19 protein-coding genes are annotated in these 17041 nt (G+C 65.6%); 14 read left to right on the forward strand and 5 right to left on the reverse strand.

What is annotated here, in order from left to right; all coding sequences use genetic code 11:
- The first annotated feature begins 109 nt into the window (after positions 1-109).
- The 9 genes from nifD to ACT54R_RS11535 all read left to right on the forward strand — a co-directional run bounded on the left by nifD (position 110) and on the right by ACT54R_RS11535 (position 9047).
- Positions 110-1615 (forward strand): nitrogenase molybdenum-iron protein alpha chain, encoded by a 1506-nt coding sequence (nifD, locus tag ACT54R_RS11495; RefSeq protein ID WP_168457248.1) that lies wholly within the window; start codon positions 110-112, stop codon positions 1613-1615.
- Positions 1616-1713: 98 nt separating this feature from the next.
- Positions 1714-3273, forward strand: coding sequence for a nitrogenase molybdenum-iron protein subunit beta (gene nifK, locus ACT54R_RS11500; RefSeq protein WP_476326487.1), 1560 nt, complete (start codon positions 1714-1716; stop codon positions 3271-3273).
- Positions 3274-3421: 148 nt separating this feature from the next.
- Positions 3422-5317, forward strand: coding sequence for a nitrogenase iron-molybdenum cofactor biosynthesis protein NifE (nifE, locus tag ACT54R_RS11505; RefSeq protein WP_476326489.1), 1896 nt, complete (start codon positions 3422-3424; stop codon positions 5315-5317).
- Between the two features lie 9 nt (positions 5318-5326).
- The gene (gene nifN, locus ACT54R_RS11510; RefSeq protein ID WP_476326491.1) at positions 5327-6766 is read left to right on the forward strand and encodes a nitrogenase iron-molybdenum cofactor biosynthesis protein NifN; all 1440 of its coding nucleotides are present in this window, start codon (positions 5327-5329) and stop codon (positions 6764-6766) included.
- A gap of 40 nt (positions 6767-6806) precedes the next feature.
- The gene (gene nifX / locus ACT54R_RS11515) at positions 6807-7202 is read left to right on the forward strand and encodes a nitrogen fixation protein NifX (RefSeq protein ID WP_168457252.1); all 396 of its coding nucleotides are present in this window, start codon (positions 6807-6809) and stop codon (positions 7200-7202) included.
- A gap of 9 nt (positions 7203-7211) precedes the next feature.
- Complete coding sequence (locus tag ACT54R_RS11520; RefSeq protein WP_168457253.1) at positions 7212-7682, forward strand: NifX-associated nitrogen fixation protein; 471 nt, start codon at positions 7212-7214, stop codon at positions 7680-7682.
- 19 nt (positions 7683-7701) lie between these two features.
- Entirely contained in the window at positions 7702-7902 is a 201-nt protein-coding gene (locus tag ACT54R_RS11525; protein ID WP_029555930.1) for a CCE_0567 family metalloprotein, read from the forward strand.
- Between the two features lie 137 nt (positions 7903-8039).
- Positions 8040-8336 (forward strand): ferredoxin III, nif-specific, encoded by a 297-nt coding sequence (gene fdxB / locus ACT54R_RS11530; RefSeq protein ID WP_168457254.1) that lies wholly within the window; start codon positions 8040-8042, stop codon positions 8334-8336.
- Positions 8337-8396: 60 nt separating this feature from the next.
- Complete coding sequence (locus ACT54R_RS11535; protein WP_476326494.1) at positions 8397-9047, forward strand: nitrogen fixation protein NifQ; 651 nt, start codon at positions 8397-8399, stop codon at positions 9045-9047.
- 104 nt (positions 9048-9151) lie between these two features.
- On the opposite strand, the gene ACT54R_RS11540 is transcribed toward ACT54R_RS11535, so the two are convergent.
- The 4 genes from ACT54R_RS11540 to ACT54R_RS11555 all read right to left on the reverse strand — a co-directional run bounded on the left by ACT54R_RS11540 (position 9152) and on the right by ACT54R_RS11555 (position 11210).
- Entirely contained in the window at positions 9152-9469 is a 318-nt protein-coding gene (locus ACT54R_RS11540) for a hypothetical protein (protein ID WP_024281063.1), read from the reverse strand.
- Positions 9470-9520: 51 nt separating this feature from the next.
- Positions 9521-9775 (reverse strand): hypothetical protein, encoded by a 255-nt coding sequence (locus tag ACT54R_RS11545; RefSeq protein ID WP_168457256.1) that lies wholly within the window; start codon positions 9773-9775, stop codon positions 9521-9523.
- A 13-nt stretch (positions 9776-9788) separates the two neighbouring features.
- Positions 9789-10649: a 3-mercaptopyruvate sulfurtransferase gene (gene sseA, locus ACT54R_RS11550; protein ID WP_476326496.1), complete on the reverse strand. Its 861-nt coding sequence runs from the start codon at positions 10647-10649 to the stop codon at positions 9789-9791.
- 99 nt (positions 10650-10748) lie between these two features.
- Positions 10749-11210: a hypothetical protein gene (locus ACT54R_RS11555; protein WP_168457258.1), complete on the reverse strand. Its 462-nt coding sequence runs from the start codon at positions 11208-11210 to the stop codon at positions 10749-10751.
- A 385-nt stretch (positions 11211-11595) separates the two neighbouring features.
- Here ACT54R_RS11555 and ACT54R_RS11560 point away from each other — a divergent pair, with 385 nt between their 5' ends.
- Positions 11596-13224, forward strand: coding sequence for an FAD-dependent oxidoreductase (locus tag ACT54R_RS11560; RefSeq protein ID WP_168457259.1), 1629 nt, complete (start codon positions 11596-11598; stop codon positions 13222-13224).
- Between the two features lie 11 nt (positions 13225-13235).
- Positions 13236-13721: a Rieske (2Fe-2S) protein gene (locus ACT54R_RS11565; protein WP_476326499.1), complete on the forward strand. Its 486-nt coding sequence runs from the start codon at positions 13236-13238 to the stop codon at positions 13719-13721.
- 126 nt (positions 13722-13847) lie between these two features.
- Here the strand turns inward: ACT54R_RS11565 and ACT54R_RS11570 are convergent, their stop codons facing one another.
- A complete protein-coding gene (locus ACT54R_RS11570) occupies positions 13848-14435 on the reverse strand; it encodes a hypothetical protein (RefSeq protein ID WP_168457261.1) in 588 nt (195 codons plus the stop codon).
- A 516-nt stretch (positions 14436-14951) separates the two neighbouring features.
- Between ACT54R_RS11570 and ACT54R_RS11575 the strand changes: the two genes are divergently transcribed.
- The 3 genes from ACT54R_RS11575 (at position 14952) to nifS (ending at position 16985) form a co-directional block, all read left to right on the forward strand.
- Positions 14952-15272, forward strand: a complete 321-nt coding sequence (locus ACT54R_RS11575; RefSeq protein WP_024281056.1) for a HesB/IscA family protein — start codon at positions 14952-14954, stop codon at positions 15270-15272.
- Positions 15273-15334: 62 nt separating this feature from the next.
- Positions 15335-15736: a NifU family protein gene (locus ACT54R_RS11580; RefSeq protein ID WP_168457262.1), complete on the forward strand. Its 402-nt coding sequence runs from the start codon at positions 15335-15337 to the stop codon at positions 15734-15736.
- A 49-nt stretch (positions 15737-15785) separates the two neighbouring features.
- Entirely contained in the window at positions 15786-16985 is a 1200-nt protein-coding gene (gene nifS, locus ACT54R_RS11585) for a cysteine desulfurase NifS (RefSeq protein WP_476326531.1), read from the forward strand.
- Positions 16986-17041: the final 56 nt, after the last annotated feature.

Genomic DNA, 17041 nt, shown 5'->3' on the forward strand with positions numbered 1-17041 from the left:
CGCCGCCGAACTCGCCGCCGGCTGACGCCCCGCGTCGCATGACCCGAGGCCGGCCTCAATTGCGGGGCCGGCCTGCCAAACGGCAACCCAACGAGAGCGAGATTGCGAAATGAGCTTGGCCCAACCGCAAAGCGTTGCTGAAATCAAGGCGCGGAACAAGGAACTCGTCGCGGAAGTCCTCAAGGTTTATCCCGAGAAGACCGCGAAGCGCCGCGCGAAGCACCTCAACGTCCACGAGTCCGGCAAGTCCGACTGCGGCGTGAAGTCGAACATCAAGTCCATCCCGGGCGTGATGACGATCCGCGGCTGCGCGTACGCCGGTTCCAAGGGCGTGGTGTGGGGTCCCATCAAGGACATGATCCACATCTCCCACGGCCCGGTGGGCTGCGGCCAGTACAGCTGGGCCGCCCGCCGCAACTACTACATCGGCACGACCGGCATCGACACCTTCGTGACGATGCAGTTCACGTCGGACTTCCAGGAAAAGGACATCGTCTTCGGCGGCGACAAGAAGCTCGCCAAGATCATGGACGAAATCCAGGAACTGTTCCCGCTCAACAACGGCATCACCGTCCAGTCCGAGTGCCCCATCGGCCTCATCGGCGACGACATCGAGGCCGTGTCCAAGTCGAAGTCCAAGGAATACGATGGCAAGACCATCGTCCCCGTCCGCTGCGAAGGTTTCCGCGGCGTGTCGCAGTCCCTCGGCCACCACATCGCCAACGACGCGGTGCGTGACTGGGTGTTCGACAAGCTGGACCCGAACAAGGCTCCCCCGTTCGAGCCGTCGCCCTATGACGTCGCCATCATCGGCGACTACAACATCGGCGGCGACGCCTGGTCTTCCCGTATCCTCCTGGAGGAGATGGGCCTGCGCGTGATCGCCCAGTGGTCGGGCGACGGTTCGCTCGCCGAGCTCGAGAACACCCCCCGGGCGAAGCTGAACGTGCTGCACTGCTACCGCTCCATGAACTACATCTCCCGTCACATGGAAGAGAAGTTCGGGATTCCGTGGTGCGAGTACAATTTCTTCGGTCCCTCCAAGATCGCGGAGTCGCTGCGCAAGATCGCCGCTTACTTCGACGACAAGATCAAGGAAGGCGCCGAGCGCGTCATCGCCAAGTACGCGCCCCTCATGGACGCGGTGATCGCCAAGTATCGTCCGCGCCTCGAGGGCAAGACCGTCATGCTGTACGTGGGCGGCCTGCGTCCCCGTCACGTGATCGGCGCCTACGAAGACCTCGGCATGGAAGTGGTGGGCACGGGTTACGAGTTCGCCCACAACGACGACTATCAGCGCACCGCCCAGCACTACGTCAAGGATGGCACGCTCATCTATGACGACGTGACCGGCTACGAGTTCGAGAAGTTCGTCGAGAAGGTCCAGCCGGACCTGGTCGGCTCGGGCATCAAGGAAAAGTACGTCTTCCAGAAGATGGGCGTGCCGTTCCGCCAGATGCACTCCTGGGACTATTCCGGCCCGTACCACGGCTACGATGGCTTCGCCATCTTCGCCCGCGACATGGACATGGCCATCAATTCCCCCGTCTGGAAGATGACCAAGGCTCCGTGGAAGCAGGCTCCCGGCCAGGCGGGGCTGCTCGCCGCCGAGTGAGGCGGATTTTCGAGCGCCTGAACCAGAAGCCCCTCCCTTCGCGGGGAGGGGCACCCGGGACGGGCTCCCATATTTGACCCACATATTAGGGGTTCGAGATGCCACAGAATGCAGATAACGTGCTCGATCACTTCGAGCTGTTCCGCGGTCCCGAGTACCAGCAGATGCTGGCCAACAAGAAGAAGATGTTCGAGAACCCCCGCGATCCCGCCGAAGTCGAGCGCATTCGCGAGTGGGCCAAGACTCCCGAGTACAAGGAAAAGAACTTCGCCCGCGAGGCCCTGACGGTGAACCCGGCCAAGGCCTGCCAGCCGCTCGGCGCGGTGTTCGTGGCGGTCGGCTTCGAGCACACGATCCCGTTCGTGCACGGCTCCCAGGGCTGCGTCGCCTACTACCGCTCGCACCTGTCCCGTCACTTCAAGGAGCCCAGCTCCTGCGTGTCCTCTTCCATGACGGAAGACGCGGCGGTGTTCGGCGGCCTCAACAACATGATTGACGGCCTCGCCAACACCTACAGCATGTACAAGCCCAAGATGATCGCCGTCTCCACCACCTGCATGGCGGAAGTGATCGGCGACGACCTGAACGCCTTCATCAAGACGGCGAAGGAAAAGGGCTCGGTCCCGCAGGAGTACGACGTTCCCTTCGCCCACACCCCGGCCTTCGTCGGCAGCCATGTCACCGGCTACGACAATGCCATCAAGGGCGTTCTGGAGCACTTCTGGGACGGCAAGGCCGGCACGGCCCCCAAGCTGGTTCGCGAGCCGAACGAGAAGATCAACTTCATCGGCGGCTTCGACGGCTACACCGTCGGCAACCTGCGTGAAGTCAAGCGCATCTTCGGCCTGATGGGCGTGGACTACACCATCCTCGGCGACAATTCGGAAGTCTTCGACACGCCGACCGATGGCGAGTTCCGCATGTACGACGGCGGCACGACCCTGGAAGAGGCGGCCAACGCCGTTCACGCCAAGGCCACCATCTCCATGCAGGAATACTGCACCGAGAAGACCCTGCCGTTCATCGGCAACCACGGCCAGGAAGTCGTCGCCTTCAACCACCCCGTTGGCGTGAAGGGCACCGACGAGTTCCTGATGGCGATCTCGCGGATCTCCGGCAAGGAAATCCCTGAGGAGCTCGCCAAGGAGCGCGGCCGCCTGGTCGACGCCATCGCCGACTCGAACGCCCATATCCACGGCAAGAAGTTCGCTATCTACGGCGATCCCGACCTGTGCCTGGGCCTCGCCGGCTTCCTGCTGGAGCTCGGCGCCGAGCCCACCCACGTCCTTGCCACCAACGGCAACCAGAAGTGGGCGGACAAGGTCCAGAAGCTGTTCGATAGCTCGCCGTTCGGCCAGAACTGCAACGTCTATCCCGGCCGCGACCTCTGGCACATGCGCTCCCTGCTCTTCACCGAGCCGGTGGACTTCCTGATCGGCAACACCTACGGCAAGTATCTCGAGCGCGACACGGGCACCCCGCTGATCCGCATCGGCTTCCCGGTGTTCGACCGTCACCACCACCACCGCCGTCCGGTGTGGGGCTATCAGGGCGGCATGAACGTCCTGATCACCATCCTCGACAAGATCTTCGACACCATCGATCAGAACACGATCGTGCCCGCGAAGACCGACTATTCGTTCGACATCATCCGTTGATCGCATAGGTGAAATGATCGATCCGGCCCGGGGCCCCGCCCGGGCCGGCCCGACAGGGAGAGTGAAGTCCGCCCTCAGTTGATGCCCGCTCCCATGTGATGTTCGCGACCGCGATCTTTGCACAGCCCGTCCGCCGAAGGAGAGATCCATGAGCTCGGTTTCCGCCACGATCCAGCAAGTGTTCAACGAGCCCGGCTGCGCGAAGAACCAGAACAAATCGGAGGCGGAAAAGAAGAAGGGGTGCACCAAGCAGCTCCAGCCCGGCGGCGCCGCCGGCGGCTGCGCCTTCGACGGCGCCAAGATCGCCCTTCAGCCGCTGACCGATGTCGCGCATCTGGTGCATGGCCCCATTGCCTGCGAAGGCAACAGCTGGGACAACCGCGGCGCGCGCTCCTCCGGCTCGCAGATCTGGCGCACCGGCTTCACCACCGACATCAACGAGACGGACGTGGTGTTCGGCGGCGAGAAGCGCCTGTTCAAGTCCATCAAGGAAATCATCGAGAAGTACGACCCGCCGGCCGTCTTCGTCTACCAGACCTGCGTGCCCGCCATGATCGGCGACGACATCGACGCGGTCTGCAAGGCGGCGAAGGAGAAGTTCGGCAAGCCGGTGATCCCGATCAACTCCCCCGGCTTCGTGGGCCCGAAGAACCTCGGCAACAAGCTGGCCGGCGAGGCCATCCTCGACCATGTGATCGGCACCGAGGAGCCGGAATATACGACGCCGTACGACATCAACATCATTGGCGAATACAATCTCTCCGGCGAGCTGTGGCAGGTGAAGCCGCTCCTCGACGAGCTGGGCATCCGCATCCTCGCCTGCATCTCCGGCGATGGCCGCTACAAGGACGTCGCCTCTTCCCACCGCGCCAAGGCGGCGATGATGGTCTGCTCCAAGGCCATGATCAACGTGGCCCGCAAGATGGAGGAGCGCTACGACATCCCCTTCTTCGAGGGCTCCTTCTACGGCATCCAGGATTCCTCGGATTCGCTCCGCGAAATCGCCCGCATGCTCATCGAGCGCGGCGCCGATCCCGAGCTGATGGATCGCACCGAGGCGCTAATCGAGCGCGAGGAAGCGAAGGCCTGGGCGGCGATCGCGAAGTTCAAGGACCGCTTCAAGGGCAAGAAGGTCCTGCTCATCACCGGCGGCGTGAAGTCCTGGTCGGTGGTCGCGGCGCTGCAGGAGGCTGGCCTCGAGCTGGTCGGCACCTCGGTCAAGAAGTCCACCAAGGAGGACAAAGAGCGCATCAAGGAACTCATGGGGCAGGACGCCCACATGATCGACGACATGACGCCCCGCGAAATGTACAAGATGCTGAAGGACGCGAAGGCGGACATCATGCTCTCGGGCGGCCGCTCGCAGTTCATCGCGCTCAAGGCCGCCATGCCCTGGCTCGACATCAACCAGGAGCGCCACCACGCCTATATGGGCTACGTCGGCATGGTGAAGCTCGTCGAGGAGATCGACAAGGCGCTCTACAACCCCATCTGGGAGCAGGTGCGCAAGCCCGCCCCGTGGGACAATCCGGCCAACAATTGGCAGAACCGCGCCATCGCCCAGATGGAGGCCGAGGCCGCCGCCCTCGCCGCCGATCCCGTTGCTGCCGAGAAGGCGCGCCGCGCCAAGAAGATCTGCAATTGCAAGAGCGTGGACCTCGGCACCATCGAGGATGCCATCAAGGCCCACGGCCTCACCACGGTGGAGGGCGTGAAGACCCACACCAGCGCCTCCGGCGGCTGCGGCGCCTGCTCGGGCCGCATCGAGGACATCTTCGAGGCCCTCGGCGTCGCGGAGCCGGTGTCGGCTGATCCGGTGCTCGCCGAGGCCGCCCGCCGCGCCAAGAAGGTCTGCAACTGCAAGAGCGTCACCGTCGGCGCCATCGAGGATGCGGTCGCCGCTGGGGCCTCCAACCTCGCCGAGGTGACGGCCCGCACCGAGGCCGGCTCCGGCTGCGGCAAGTGCGGCGAGCGCATCGAGGACATGCTGGACGAACTCGTCGCCCCGCTCGGCACGCCGGCCGCCCTCGTGGCCGCCGAGTAGGAGGGCGGGATGGCCAAGTTCGTCCAGGGCAAGAAGAGCTGCGCGGTCAATCCGCTGAAGATGAGCCAGCCCATCGGCGGCGCGCTCGCCTTCATGGGGCTCCGGGGCGCCATGCCTCTGCTCCACGGCTCGCAGGGCTGCACCTCGTTCGGCCTCGTGCTGTTCGTGCGGCACTTCAAGGAGGCGATCCCGCTCCAGACCACGGCCATGAGCGAGGTCGCCACCGTGCTGGGCGGCTACGACAATGTCGAGCAGGCCATTCTCAACATCTACAACCGCACCAAGCCAGAGATCATCGGCATCTGCTCCACCGGCGTCACCGAGACCAAGGGCGACGACGTGGACGGTTACATCAAGATGGTGCGGGACAAGTATCCGCAGCTCGCCGACTTCCCGCTGGTCTATGTATCCACGCCGGATTTCAAGGACGCCTTCCAGGACGGCTGGGAAAAGACGGTCGCCAAGATCGTCGAGGTGCTGGTGAAGAAGCCGGAGCCGGATGCGCCCAAGAACCCGAAGCGCATCAACGTGCTGCCCGGCTGCCACCTGCAGCCCGGTGATCTGGACGAACTGCGCTGCATCCTGGAGGATTTCGGTCTTCAGCCCTCCTTCCTTCCGGACCTCGCCGGCTCGCTCGACGGCCACATCCCGGACGATTTCACGCCCACCACCATCGGCGGCATCGGCGTGGACGAGATCGCCACCATGGGCGAGGCGGCCTGGACCATCGCCATCGGCACGCAGATGAAGGCGGCGGCCGAGGCGATGCAGAAGAAGACTGGCACGCCCTATCGGCTGTTCGAGCGCCTCTGCGGGCTTGGGCCAAACGACGAATTCTTCATGTTCCTGAGCGAGATCTCGGGCCGCGAGGTGCCGCGCCGCTATCGCCGCCAACGGGGCCAGCTGGTGGATGCCATGCTGGATGCGCACTTCCATCTGGGCGGTCGCAAGCTCGCCATCGGCGCGGAGCCGGATCTCCTGTTCGATGTCGCCTCCGCTCTGCACGAGATGGGCACCCACATCACCGCCGCGGTTACCACCACGCAGTCGCCGGTGTTCGAGAAGCTGCCGTGCGATGAAGTGCTGCTGGGCGATCTCGAGGATCTGGAGACGCTGGCGAAGGAGCGCGGCTGCGACCTGCTGCTGACCCATTCCCACGGCCGCCAGGCGGCGGACCGGCTCAACATCCCCTTCTATCGCATCGGCATTCCCATGTTCGACCGCATCGGCTCCGGCCACAAGATGACGGTGGGCTATCGCGGCACGCGCGACCTCATGTTCACGCTGGCCAACATGTGCATCGCCGACCACGAGCAGAATCACGACGCGACGCCCGATACGTGGAAGAACCCGTGGGACGGCGATGGCCACGGCCATGGTGCGCCCCACGCAGCCACCCCCGCCGGCGCGCCCGATCTTGGACCCGCACCCAGCACCGCCCACCACTGAAGTCCGCAAGGACCGAGACCGCGAGAGAGGCGAGCCTTCCATGAAAGTCGCATTCGCAACCCAGGATCTCAAAAGGGTCGATGCCCATTTCGGCTGGGCGAAGAACATCGCCATCTATGAAGTGGGCCCGGAAGGCCACCACTTCGTCGAGGCCATCGAGTTCGACGGCGACCTGAAGGAAGACGGCAACGAGGACAAGCTGGCGCCGAAGATCGATGCGATCAAGGACTGCGCCATCCTCTATGTGGCCGCCATCGGCGGCTCCGGTGCCGCCCGCGTGGTCGCCAACAACATTCATCCCATGAAGGTCAACCAGCCCGAGGAGATCACCGATCTCATCGGCAAGCTGGAGGTGGTTCTTCAGGGCAATCCGCCCCCGTGGCTGCGCAAGGTCATGTCGAAGGGCCAGGAGCGCAAGTTCGATTTCGACGAGTGAGGGATAGTCATGGCCGAAGCAGCGCAAGTCATCGAGCCGTCGCAGGCCGCTGACTCCCCGTTCATCAAGGAACTCATCAAGGTCTGGCGCGCCCAGGACACCCACGGCGCGTGGGAGGGCAAGGCCGATCTCGACCTGATCGAGCCCTATATCGTCGACAAGGAGGCGCGCCGCGCGCTCCCCCTCATCGGCGATCCCGATCCCGAGACCATCTGGCGGCTGGAGCTGTTCTTCAACGCGATCTGCCTGATGATCGAGAAGGAGACGCGGGTGATGATCTCGCCCATGCTCAAGATGAGCCACGAAGGCTTCGGCCGCATGGTGCTCATCGGCGGCCGGCTGATCGTCGTCAACAAGCAGCTGCGCGACGTCCACCGCTTCGGCTTCGACAATCTCGGTAAGCTCGCCGAAGAGGGCACGAAGTTCGTCCAGCAGGGCGTGGACATGATCAACAAGTTCCCCGAAGTGGCGAAATACTGACCAGATCCAGGGTGTACCCATGAGCGACGTGGACGAACTCAAGGCCGAGATCAAGAAGCTGTCCGCCAAGGCGACGCAGTCCAAAATGGACCTCCACGATCTGTCCGAAGAACTCCCGATCAACTGGGAGCAGATCATGGTTGTCGCCAAGAAGGCGCACGACGCCTTCGCCGAACTTGAGAAGAAGCGCGCGGACTTGAAGGGACTCGAGGCCGCCTAGAGCACGCGCCGATCAGGTTGCATGGCAGTCTGATCGGACCACGCGTTCTCTTTCTTTAATTTGGAGGGCGATTCACCGAGCGGAACGATTTGATCCGCGCGGGTCGCGCTCTGGCATTTTTGAAAGGCGATTTTCAGATGTCTAACGAAACCAGGGATGGTCGAGCCTGGCAGCCGGACTACCTGCTCGACATCGACAAGGACAAGTGCATCGGCTGCGGCCGCTGTTACAAGGTCTGCGGCCGCGACGTGATGACCCTCAAGGGCATCAACGAGGATGGCGACGTCGTCTCGCTTGACGACGACGAAGACGATGAGGTCGAGAAGAAGGTGATGGTCATGAACGATATCGGCGCCTGCATCGGTTGCGGTGCGTGCGCCCGTGTCTGCCCGGCCAATTGCCAGATCCACGGCCTGGAGAAGGCCGCCGCCTGAGGCGGATGCGCCGGAGTGCGGACCTTTTCGGCCCGCGCGTGCCCTTCAAGGAGTGCCGCCATGCGCGCCGAAGAGGTCTATGACTGGTTGATTGCCTCGTCGTCCTCTTCGGCCGCGGATGCGTTCGACGTCCACGTGGCCGCCTCCGTCATCGGCCTCGCCTTCGCCGAGGCGGAGGAGGAAGGCAGGGACAGGCTCGAGGCCGTGGGCCTCGACCGCGCGGCCTTCCTTGATCTCGCGGCCATCCTGTTTCCGGCCTCAGCCGCGGTGCTGGCCGCGCAGGTCGATCCGCGGGCGATCGAGGTGACGCCTGAAGAGCAGTCGGTGCGCGACATCCTCGGCATCTATTCTTCCGATGCCGGCCGGCTGCAGACCCACTTCATCGCGATGATCGCACGGCGCTGCCAATCCCCCCACCACCTGTGGCAGGATCTGGGGCTGAGGAGCCGCGCCGAGCTGCGCGAGTTGATGACCCGCCGCTTCGCGCCCCTCGCCCGCAAGAACAGCCAGGACATGAAGTGGAAGAAGTTCCTTTACCGCATGGTCTGCGGATCGGAGGGCTTCACCCTGTGCGCAGCCCCGGTGTGCTCGGACTGCGATGAATTCCACATCTGCTTCGGCGCCGAAGATGGCGAATCCCGCCTCGCCCGGAATGCGCGGGCGGCTGCCAACGCCAACGATCCGATCGCCCTTCCGGAGGCCGCGGAATAGGGAGTTCCAGACACCTCGCTGATACCTGGAAACGACAAGAGCCCCGGCATGCCGGGGCTCTTGTCGTCTTCGCCTCATCCGGATCGCTGTCGAGCGTCGGCCCCTCACTCGATGCCTTCGCTGCGTGCCCGCCACATCATAGCGATGCGGAAGCGCTCGTTGATCGCTGCCGGGCTCGCGAGGATCTCGGCCTCGGCCTTCTTGAACGCGGCTTCCACCGCTTCCGCCTCTTCCTTGGTGAGCGTCACCCGGCCGGCGATGTGGGTGGCCTCGGGGTGGACCTCCCAGATCTTGCGGCGGTTGGGGTGCATCTTCACCTCGGTGAGGTCGAAGGCTTCGAGCTGGCCATCGAACAGGATCGCGAGGCCGGAGACCTCGAGCTTGCGGCCGTCGGAAGTGGTCTTGATGAGCGTGGTCGCCATGTTGGTCTCCCGTTGGCTTTCGCCGAATTTCATCCGCGCGCGGCCTTGCCCTCAGCCTTCCGGCGATGCGAGCCAGCTGTAGCCGCCCTGATCCCAGAGCTGGGCCAGGACCTGGTCCGAACTCCAGCCCGGATACTGGGCCCGGACCGTTTCATAGTCGCCGCGGAACCGTTCCGCGTCCTCTCCGGAAATGTCCGCAACCATGCCGTCCGGCTTGAAGCGCAGGACGAAATGGGTCTGGTCGCCGGCGCCGTGCAGCGTGAATTCGTCGCCGTCGCCGAGGAGCGTGAGGTCGTCGGTCGCCATGGCGCCCTCCCGCTCAGGCTGCCGCCGCGATGGGCGTCTCGTCCTTCAGGCCCCATTCGGCCCAGGAGCCGTCGTAGAGCGCGACGTCCGTCTTGCCGATGAGGTAGAGGGCGAGCATGACCACACAGGCGATGGTGCCGGAGGCGCAGGTGACGACGATGGGCTTGGCGAGTTCGACGCCGGCAGCGGCAAAACGCGCCTTGATGGCGTCGGGCTGAACCAGCTCGCCGCTCTCCTCGACGATCAGATCGCCCCAGGGCAGGTTGATGGCGCCGGGGATGTGGCCCTTCTTCTTCACCGGGAAGACGTCGTCCTGGCTGCCGGCGAATTTCGCGGGGCCACGCGCATCAATCACCTGTTCGGCTCCAGCTGCCACGTTGGCCAGCATCTGGTCGAGGGAGCGCACAAGCGCGGGATTGAGAACGGCGGTGAAGGTTTTCGGCTCGGGCCGCACCGGCGACATGTCGGAGGGAAGCTTCTCCTTCACCCATTTGCCGTAGCCGCCGTCGAGCATGGCGACGTCGTGATAGCCGAAGGTGCGGAACATCCACCACACGCGCGCGGCCGCCGCCCCGCCGCACATGCGGTCGTAGACGATCACCTTGTCGCCGTCGCCGATGCCCAGCAGGCCCACCTTCTTGGCGAACTCCGCGGCCGGCGGCAGCATGTGGGGGAGGGGATTGGTCTTGTCTGCCACGGCGTCGATGTCGAAATGCACCGAGCCCGGCAGGTGGCGACCGCGATACTGGGTGCGTCCATCCATGTTGGAGCTTTCATGCAGCCAGGTGCAGTCCAGAATCTTCACGTCCGGGGCCGACAGATGGTCCGCCAGCCATTGTGTGCTCACCAGCGGTCCGGGAAGAACGGTGGACATGACGCAAGGCTCTCCTGTGGCTGCGGGACGATGGGCAGGCGGTCGTCACTTCGGGGGGCGCGTCCCGGGGCACGGCGCCCCGGAACGCATTCAGATGGCTCAGCGCACCTTGGGCAGGCTGTAGCCGGGACGCGGATGGGCGTCGTAATAGTCGGGGCGCTCGGGCCAGCCGCCCTCGGGATTGACGGTGAACTTCACGACCTTCACCGGGGCGCCGGGCGAGCAGGAAACTTCCGCCAGCTTGATCTCGCGTGCGCCGGGGCCGACCGAGAAGTCGGCGACGGTCTTGCCGTCGGCGGTCAGCGCGCGGGCAAAGCCGGGGGTTCCGACTTCAGACGCCTTCACGGCCGCATCGACGAAGCTCGGCACTTCCGAGCCGTCCTCGGAAGGGGTGCCGAAAGCCGGGGTGGCAAAGGTGAAGGCGGCGAGCTTGCCGCTCCGGTCCACAGCGTGGTCGGCGCTCACCGGGCGGGCGACGGAATAGAAGGTCAGGGTGCCGCCCGCGAGGGCTGCCTTGATGTCGTCGAGCGAGGACGACGCGAATTCGGACGCGACGAGCATTTCCAATCTCCGGGGCACAAACGGTCAAACGAACTGTCCCTCAAGGGGATCAAGTTTCGTGCCAGCCGCCGACGGGATGGTGTGTGACGCCTTTGCTCGGCCTTGCAGGCGGCCCGAAACCACTGTGTGGGCAGGAATTCGCCGCCTGCGCGGGAGAGGGAAGGCGGCGGAGACGACGCCGCCGGCGGGGAATGCCATGTCGGAAATCCGTCGCGCCACGCGGGAAATCCGACGCTGCCGAGGTGGGCGATCCCACAGGGTGGGGCGTGAAGAAGGCCGTGCCCGCTTCCTGAGAGCGGCCGGATGGCCCGCGCGCCTATATTTTCCGGGACTGTGCGCGAATCTTGCAAGGGCTCCAATCAGCAAGATTCGCGAGGACTGTTCCATGCTGGATACGGCGATCATCGGCGGCGGGCTCTGCGGGCTCGCGCTGGCGCGGCAGTTCAAGAAGCAGGACCGCAGCTTCACCCTGTTCGAGGCGCGCCCCAGGCTCGGCGGGCGCATCCTGTCGGCGGTGGCCTCCAGCAACGGTGCGGCGTTCGATCTCGGCCCCACCTGGTTCTGGCCCGACACCCAGCCCTTGATCGCCGCCTTCGTCGCCGAACTCGGCCTGGCGTCCTTTCCCCAGCACGACGAAGGCACCGTGCTGCACCTCACCGAGGCCGACAAGACCCCCCAGGGCTTCGCGCAGGAAGTCCACGGCGGTGCGCGCCGGGTGGCGGGCGGCATGGCACGCCTGGTCTCGGTTCTGGCCGAGAGCGTCGGCGAGGATCAGTTTCGCCTCAACCATGTGCTCCACAGCGTGGAGGACAAGGGCGACCACGTGGTCCTGACATTCCGGGTGGACGACGCCTTCTTCATCGTCGAGGCGCGCCATGTGGTGGTGGCGCTGCCGCCGCGCCTCGTCGCCGAGACGGTGCGCTTCATTCCGGAACTCGACAGCGCGACCTTCGAGGCCATGGGTGCCGCGCCCACCTGGATGGCGCAGCAGGCCAAGGTGGTGATGGCCTATCCCTCCGCCTTCTGGCGGGTCGCCGGCCAGTCGGGCAACGCCTTCGTCACCCATGAGCAGGCGGTGGTCGGCGAAATCTTCGACGCCTGCGACGTGACTGGCGCCAAGGCGGCCCTCGGCGGCTTCCTGAGCTTCCCTCCCGATCTCCGCGAGGCCTTCGCCGATGGCCTGTCGCTGCTGATGGACAGCCAGATGATGCAGGTGTTCGGTTCGGCGGCCGAAGGCGGCGAGCAGCTTTATCAGGACTGGGCTGGCGAGGCCTTCACCTGTTCGGCCCGCGACAAGGCGGAGCCGCGGGGCGAGCACGTCGCCTTCTCCAATCCGCTCCTGCGGCGGCCCCTGTGGGACGGGCGGCTCCATCTCGGCAGCTCCGAGACGGCAACCCAGGGCGCCGGCTATCTCGAGGGCGCGCTGGAGGCGGCCCGCCGCATCGACCGTGCCCTGTCGCGCGAGCGGGCGGAGGAGGCGGGCATCGCCATTCCAGAGGGCCTGCCGGTGAATGCCGCCAGTCTCGCGCGGTTCGCCAACTGGGTGGCCGGCCAGAACGATGTGGCATTCGAGGCCTATCGCATCCGCCTCAACCGTGCGCTCGCCAGCCAGGATCGCGAGCAGCTCACCCAGCGGGCCATGCTGGGGGCGATAGAGGACATTTATGAGCGCGCGGCAGATCTCATCGAGACCCTGCCCTTCGACATGGCCGACGTGCCGGTGGAGAAGGGTCGCTCGGCCCTGATGAGCGACGTTCAGCTGCCCTTCCGCGACTTCATCCAGACACTCCTGGACGACGTTGTCGCGTTCAACCGCACCTCTTGTGCGCTTTCCAACTTCCCCGGTGAGCATCACCTCTCGCGCGACTATGTGCAGACCATCCTGCGCGATGTCGCCGCCGCCTGGCGCGACTTCTGCCTCGCCGCCAACCGGCGCCTGCTGGCGAAGGCCGAGGCCGGCGCCCCCCTTCCCTCCGGTGCCGCCAGCGGCCCGGTCCTGACGCGTGCATCGTGAACGAGGATCAGATGGAACCGACCGTCATCGACAACGAGGCCCCACAGGATGCCCTCCCGGACGAGGCGGCCGCCGTCGCCTACGTCATCTGCTCCATGAGCGACATCCCCAGCCAACGGGCGCGGGGCTTCGAGCTGATGCAGGTGGCGGAGGACGGCACCGAGCAGCCGTTCAAGATCGTGGTGGTGCGCTGGGGCCGGCAGGTTTTCGGCTATATCAACCGCTGCCCGCACGACCAGGTGCAACTGGACTGGGAGCGCAACCAGTTCCTCGACCCCAACGGCATCCGCCTGATGTGCGGCAAGCACGGCGCCCTGTTCGAGCTTGGCACCGGCGTGTGCCTGGAAGGGCCGTGCAAGGGCAAGAGTCTCATCCCTATTGCCCTCACCGTGCTCGACAACGACATCTGCGTGACCGGCGTGACGCTGGCCGAGGAGATCGATGACGACGACGAGGAGGAGATCACCTCCTGCTCGGACGAGGGCGGGGGCGTCTGAGGGGCGCTGCCGGTCGCAATAAAAATGGCCGGGCTTGCCCGGCCATTTTCTTATGTCGCGATGTGCCGCTTAAGACCATCCTGCGCGCCACCCGGCCTCGCCGGGCGGTGCGGGGACGCGCTCGGGTCAGACCGGGCGGTTCTCGTTGCGGTTCTTCACCGGCTCCATGATGGAGACGCCCTTTTCGTAGGTGATGATCTCGTAGTCCTCATGCCACGCCGCGGCGGCGTCGAGCACCACGTCGGTCTTGCCGCCGGTGTCCATCTTCTTGATGTCGTTCTTGTCGATGGAGAGGAGGTCGGTCATCTCCTTCCACACGGTGCTCTCATCACAGGGCAGCACGTAGAACGTCTTGCCGTTGTGCGTGACGCGATACTTCGCCAGCAGGTCGATGTTGTTGCAGAACAGGAAATACTTGCCGTCGGGCGCCAGCGCGTCGCCTAGCACGTCGACCACGTCGGAGAGGAAGGCGAAGTTCTGCAGGTAGCCGGCGAGCACCGGAATGGTGGGCTTGCCCTCCTCGGCGAAGGTCAGCACCTGCTCCATGGTGTATTCCGGCGGGCGCTTTTCGTCGGCGACCTGCTGCTGGAACTTCAGCGCAATGTCGCCACGGAAATCGAAGCGGCCCGGCTTGGTGGGCTGCTTGAGCACGGCATTCAGGAGTCGCCCCTCTTTATCCAGCCGGCCCAGGGGGGTGTTCTCGATCGCGGTCATCAAAAAGGTCTCCGGTTCAGCACACGACTGTTCAGACGGGTCTCGGGTTCAACACGGGCGCGACCGGCATGCGCGTCCCGGACAGGAGAATCCGGGGCCGGCGTGCCGCCCTTCGCCGAAGGTGTTCGGCGTGCCACCCGCGCAGGGGCAGGCGCTGCGCTTCATGCAAGCCCTTTGCCGCTTCGTCCCTCGCCCGCGCCGAAAGCGCGTCATCGCGACAATCAGCCCCCATGCGGGCGTCGGCCGAGGGCATCTGTCGGGACCCGCCAAGCCCGGCAGGGCGCGGAAACGCGGGGGTTGCGGGCCGATGACCGGTCCCCGCGGCGGGCCGGCGCTTCGCGGTTCTCCGCGCCGCATCTGGCCGGCAACAGCGGCTCGCCCCCTTGTCCGAAACCGGACACGCGTCGCAAAGGCAACAGCTTCGATCCTGAAAATCGAAAGAAATCAGTTCGTTGCCGTCTGGCATGAGGATTGCTGATGTCCTGCCAGACCAGTCTTTCAAGCGAAGGTCGAGCAATGATCAATTTGACCGACAGCGCACTTCATGCGGTCCGCGACGCGATCCATGATGCCGATCAGCCCGTCAGCGGCCTGCGCATCATGGTCGAGACCGGCGGCTGCGCCGGGTACCAGTACAAGATGGGCCTCGTCAGCGACGCCGAGCCCGACGACACGGTGGTCGAGCGCGAGGGCGTTCGCGTCTTCGTCGACAACAAGAGCCACGAGCTGCTCGCCGGCACCACCATCGATTTCGTGGTGGCCCTGGAGGGCTCCGGCTTCACCTTCGAGAACCCGAACGCCACCTCCAGCTGCTCCTGCGGCAAATCCTTCGGCTGACCGCCATCCGCGCGCCGTCCTCCGACGGGCGGCAGACCAGAGAACACAGAGAGGATATTGCGATGTTGGCCGAGACCGAAGCGTCCGCCCCGCTCAGCCGTGAAGCCCGCCGCGAGGCGATCATCCGCGAGGTGATCGAGGAGATCCGCCCCAACCTCATCCGCGACGGCGGCGACTGCGAGCTGGTGGAGATCGACGGCACCAAGGTCATGGTAAAGATGACCGGCGCCTGCGTGTTCTGCAAACTGGCGAGCGAGACCATCGAGGGCATCCAGTCCAAGATCGTGGAGCGGCTCGGCGAACTGATCCGTTTGATCCCCGTCGCCGGTGCGCAGAACAAGCCGCTGGTGAGCCTGAAGGGTCCCGGCCCCGCATTGTCCGCCGCGCCGAAGCCCGGTGCGCCGAAGCCTGCCGCAGCGGCCCCGGCGGTTCCCGCCCCGGCGACGCCGGCTCCCATCCGCTGACGGCCGCCCACACAGCAAGACGCCGCAGCAGATCCGAGGGGTGAGCGCCGTGCGCCCGGTCTATCTCGACAACAACGCGACGACGCGCACCGACCCCGCCGTCGTCGCGGCGATGCTGCCGTTCTTCTCGGAGCATTTCGGCAACGCCTCGTCCACCCACGCCTTCGGCGAGCACGTGGGCGAGGCGCTGAAGAAGGCCCGTAAGCAATTGCAGGCCCTCCTCGGCGCTCAGTTCGACCACGAGATCATCTACACCTCGGGCGGAACGGAATCCGACAACGCTGCCATCCTCTCCGCGCTGGAGACCCAGGAGGGGCGGGACGAGATCGTCACCACCACGGTGGAGCACCCGGCGGTGCTCACCCTCGTCGCCCATCTGGAAAAGACGCGCGGCATCAAGGTCCACCTCATCGGCGTGGACGGCCAGGGGCGGCTCGACCTCGACGCCTTCGCCGCGGCGCTGTCGCCGAAGACGGCGCTGGTTTCCGTCATGTGGGCCAACAACGAGACCGGCACGCTGTTTCCGGTGGCCGACCTTGCGCGGCTGGCCCATTCGGTGGGAGCGCTGTTCCACACGGACGCGGTGCAGGCGGTGGGCAAGGTCGCCATCGATCTCAAGTCCACGGAGATCGACATGCTGTCACTCTCCGGACACAAGCTGCACGGCCCCAAGGGCATCGGCGCGCTCTATGTCCGCAAGGGCGTGAAGTTCCGCCCGCTGGTGCGTGGCGGCCATCAGGAGCGCGGGCGGCGCGGCGGCACGGAGAACGTGCCCGGCATCATCGGCCTTGGCGCTGCCGCCGAGCTTGCCCTCGCCCACATGGAGGAGGAGCGCACCCGCGTGAAGGCGCTCCGCGACCGGCTGGAGCAGGGTATCCTGCAGCAGGTCAGCCATACCCTCCTCAATGGCGACGGCGACAACCGCCTGCCCAACACCGCCAATGTGGCGTTCGAGTATCTCGACGGCGAAGCGGTGCTCCACAATCTCAACAAGTCCGGCGTCGCAGCCTCTACCGGCTCGGCCTGCACCTCCGGCTCCACCGAGCCGTCCCATGTGCTGCGCGCCATGAACCTGCCCGCCAGCGCGCTGCATGGCGCGCTCCGCCTGTCCCTCTCGCGCGAGAACACGAGCGAGGACGTGGACCGCGTGCTTGAGGTGCTGCCCGACATCGTGGCCCGCCTGCGCGCCATGTCGCCGGCCTGGGCGGCCGCCACGGGCGGCGCGTCTGCTGTCGCCGATCATGTCTGAGCGCGGCCATGCCGAGCGCCGACGCTCGGCGCCACTCCCTTTCGTGCTCCGTGCGG

It is taken from the genome of Xanthobacter sp. DMC47 (assembly GCF_056313845.1).

Bases quoted from the DNA above. Each gene is read 5' to 3' on its own strand.
- nifK (WP_476326487.1), top strand. From the start codon at position 1,714: ATGCCACAGAATGCAGATAACGTGCTCGATCACTTCGAGCTGTTCCGC.
- ACT54R_RS11520 (WP_168457253.1), top strand. From the start codon at position 7,212: ATGGCCGAAGCAGCGCAAGTCATCGAGCCGTCGCAGGCCGCTGACTCC.
- ACT54R_RS11560 (WP_168457259.1), top strand. From the start codon at position 11,596: ATGCTGGATACGGCGATCATCGGCGGCGGGCTCTGCGGGCTCGCGCTG.
- nifN (WP_476326491.1), top strand. From the start codon at position 5,327: ATGGCCAAGTTCGTCCAGGGCAAGAAGAGCTGCGCGGTCAATCCGCTG.
- nifD (WP_168457248.1), top strand. From the start codon at position 110: ATGAGCTTGGCCCAACCGCAAAGCGTTGCTGAAATCAAGGCGCGGAAC.
- ACT54R_RS11565 (WP_476326499.1), top strand. From the start codon at position 13,236: ATGGAACCGACCGTCATCGACAACGAGGCCCCACAGGATGCCCTCCCG.
- ACT54R_RS11545 (WP_168457256.1), bottom strand. From the start codon at position 9,775: ATGGCGACCGACGACCTCACGCTCCTCGGCGACGGCGACGAATTCACG.
- nifX (WP_168457252.1), top strand. From the start codon at position 6,807: ATGAAAGTCGCATTCGCAACCCAGGATCTCAAAAGGGTCGATGCCCAT.
- sseA (WP_476326496.1), bottom strand. From the start codon at position 10,649: ATGTCCACCGTTCTTCCCGGACCGCTGGTGAGCACACAATGGCTGGCG.
- ACT54R_RS11555 (WP_168457258.1), bottom strand. From the start codon at position 11,210: ATGCTCGTCGCGTCCGAATTCGCGTCGTCCTCGCTCGACGACATCAAG.
- ACT54R_RS11575 (WP_024281056.1), top strand. From the start codon at position 14,952: ATGATCAATTTGACCGACAGCGCACTTCATGCGGTCCGCGACGCGATC.
- ACT54R_RS11580 (WP_168457262.1), top strand. From the start codon at position 15,335: ATGTTGGCCGAGACCGAAGCGTCCGCCCCGCTCAGCCGTGAAGCCCGC.
- ACT54R_RS11525 (WP_029555930.1), top strand. From the start codon at position 7,702: ATGAGCGACGTGGACGAACTCAAGGCCGAGATCAAGAAGCTGTCCGCC.
- ACT54R_RS11570 (WP_168457261.1), bottom strand. From the start codon at position 14,435: ATGACCGCGATCGAGAACACCCCCCTGGGCCGGCTGGATAAAGAGGGG.
- ACT54R_RS11540 (WP_024281063.1), bottom strand. From the start codon at position 9,469: ATGGCGACCACGCTCATCAAGACCACTTCCGACGGCCGCAAGCTCGAG.
- nifE (WP_476326489.1), top strand. From the start codon at position 3,422: ATGAGCTCGGTTTCCGCCACGATCCAGCAAGTGTTCAACGAGCCCGGC.
- ACT54R_RS11535 (WP_476326494.1), top strand. From the start codon at position 8,397: ATGCGCGCCGAAGAGGTCTATGACTGGTTGATTGCCTCGTCGTCCTCT.
- fdxB (WP_168457254.1), top strand. From the start codon at position 8,040: ATGTCTAACGAAACCAGGGATGGTCGAGCCTGGCAGCCGGACTACCTG.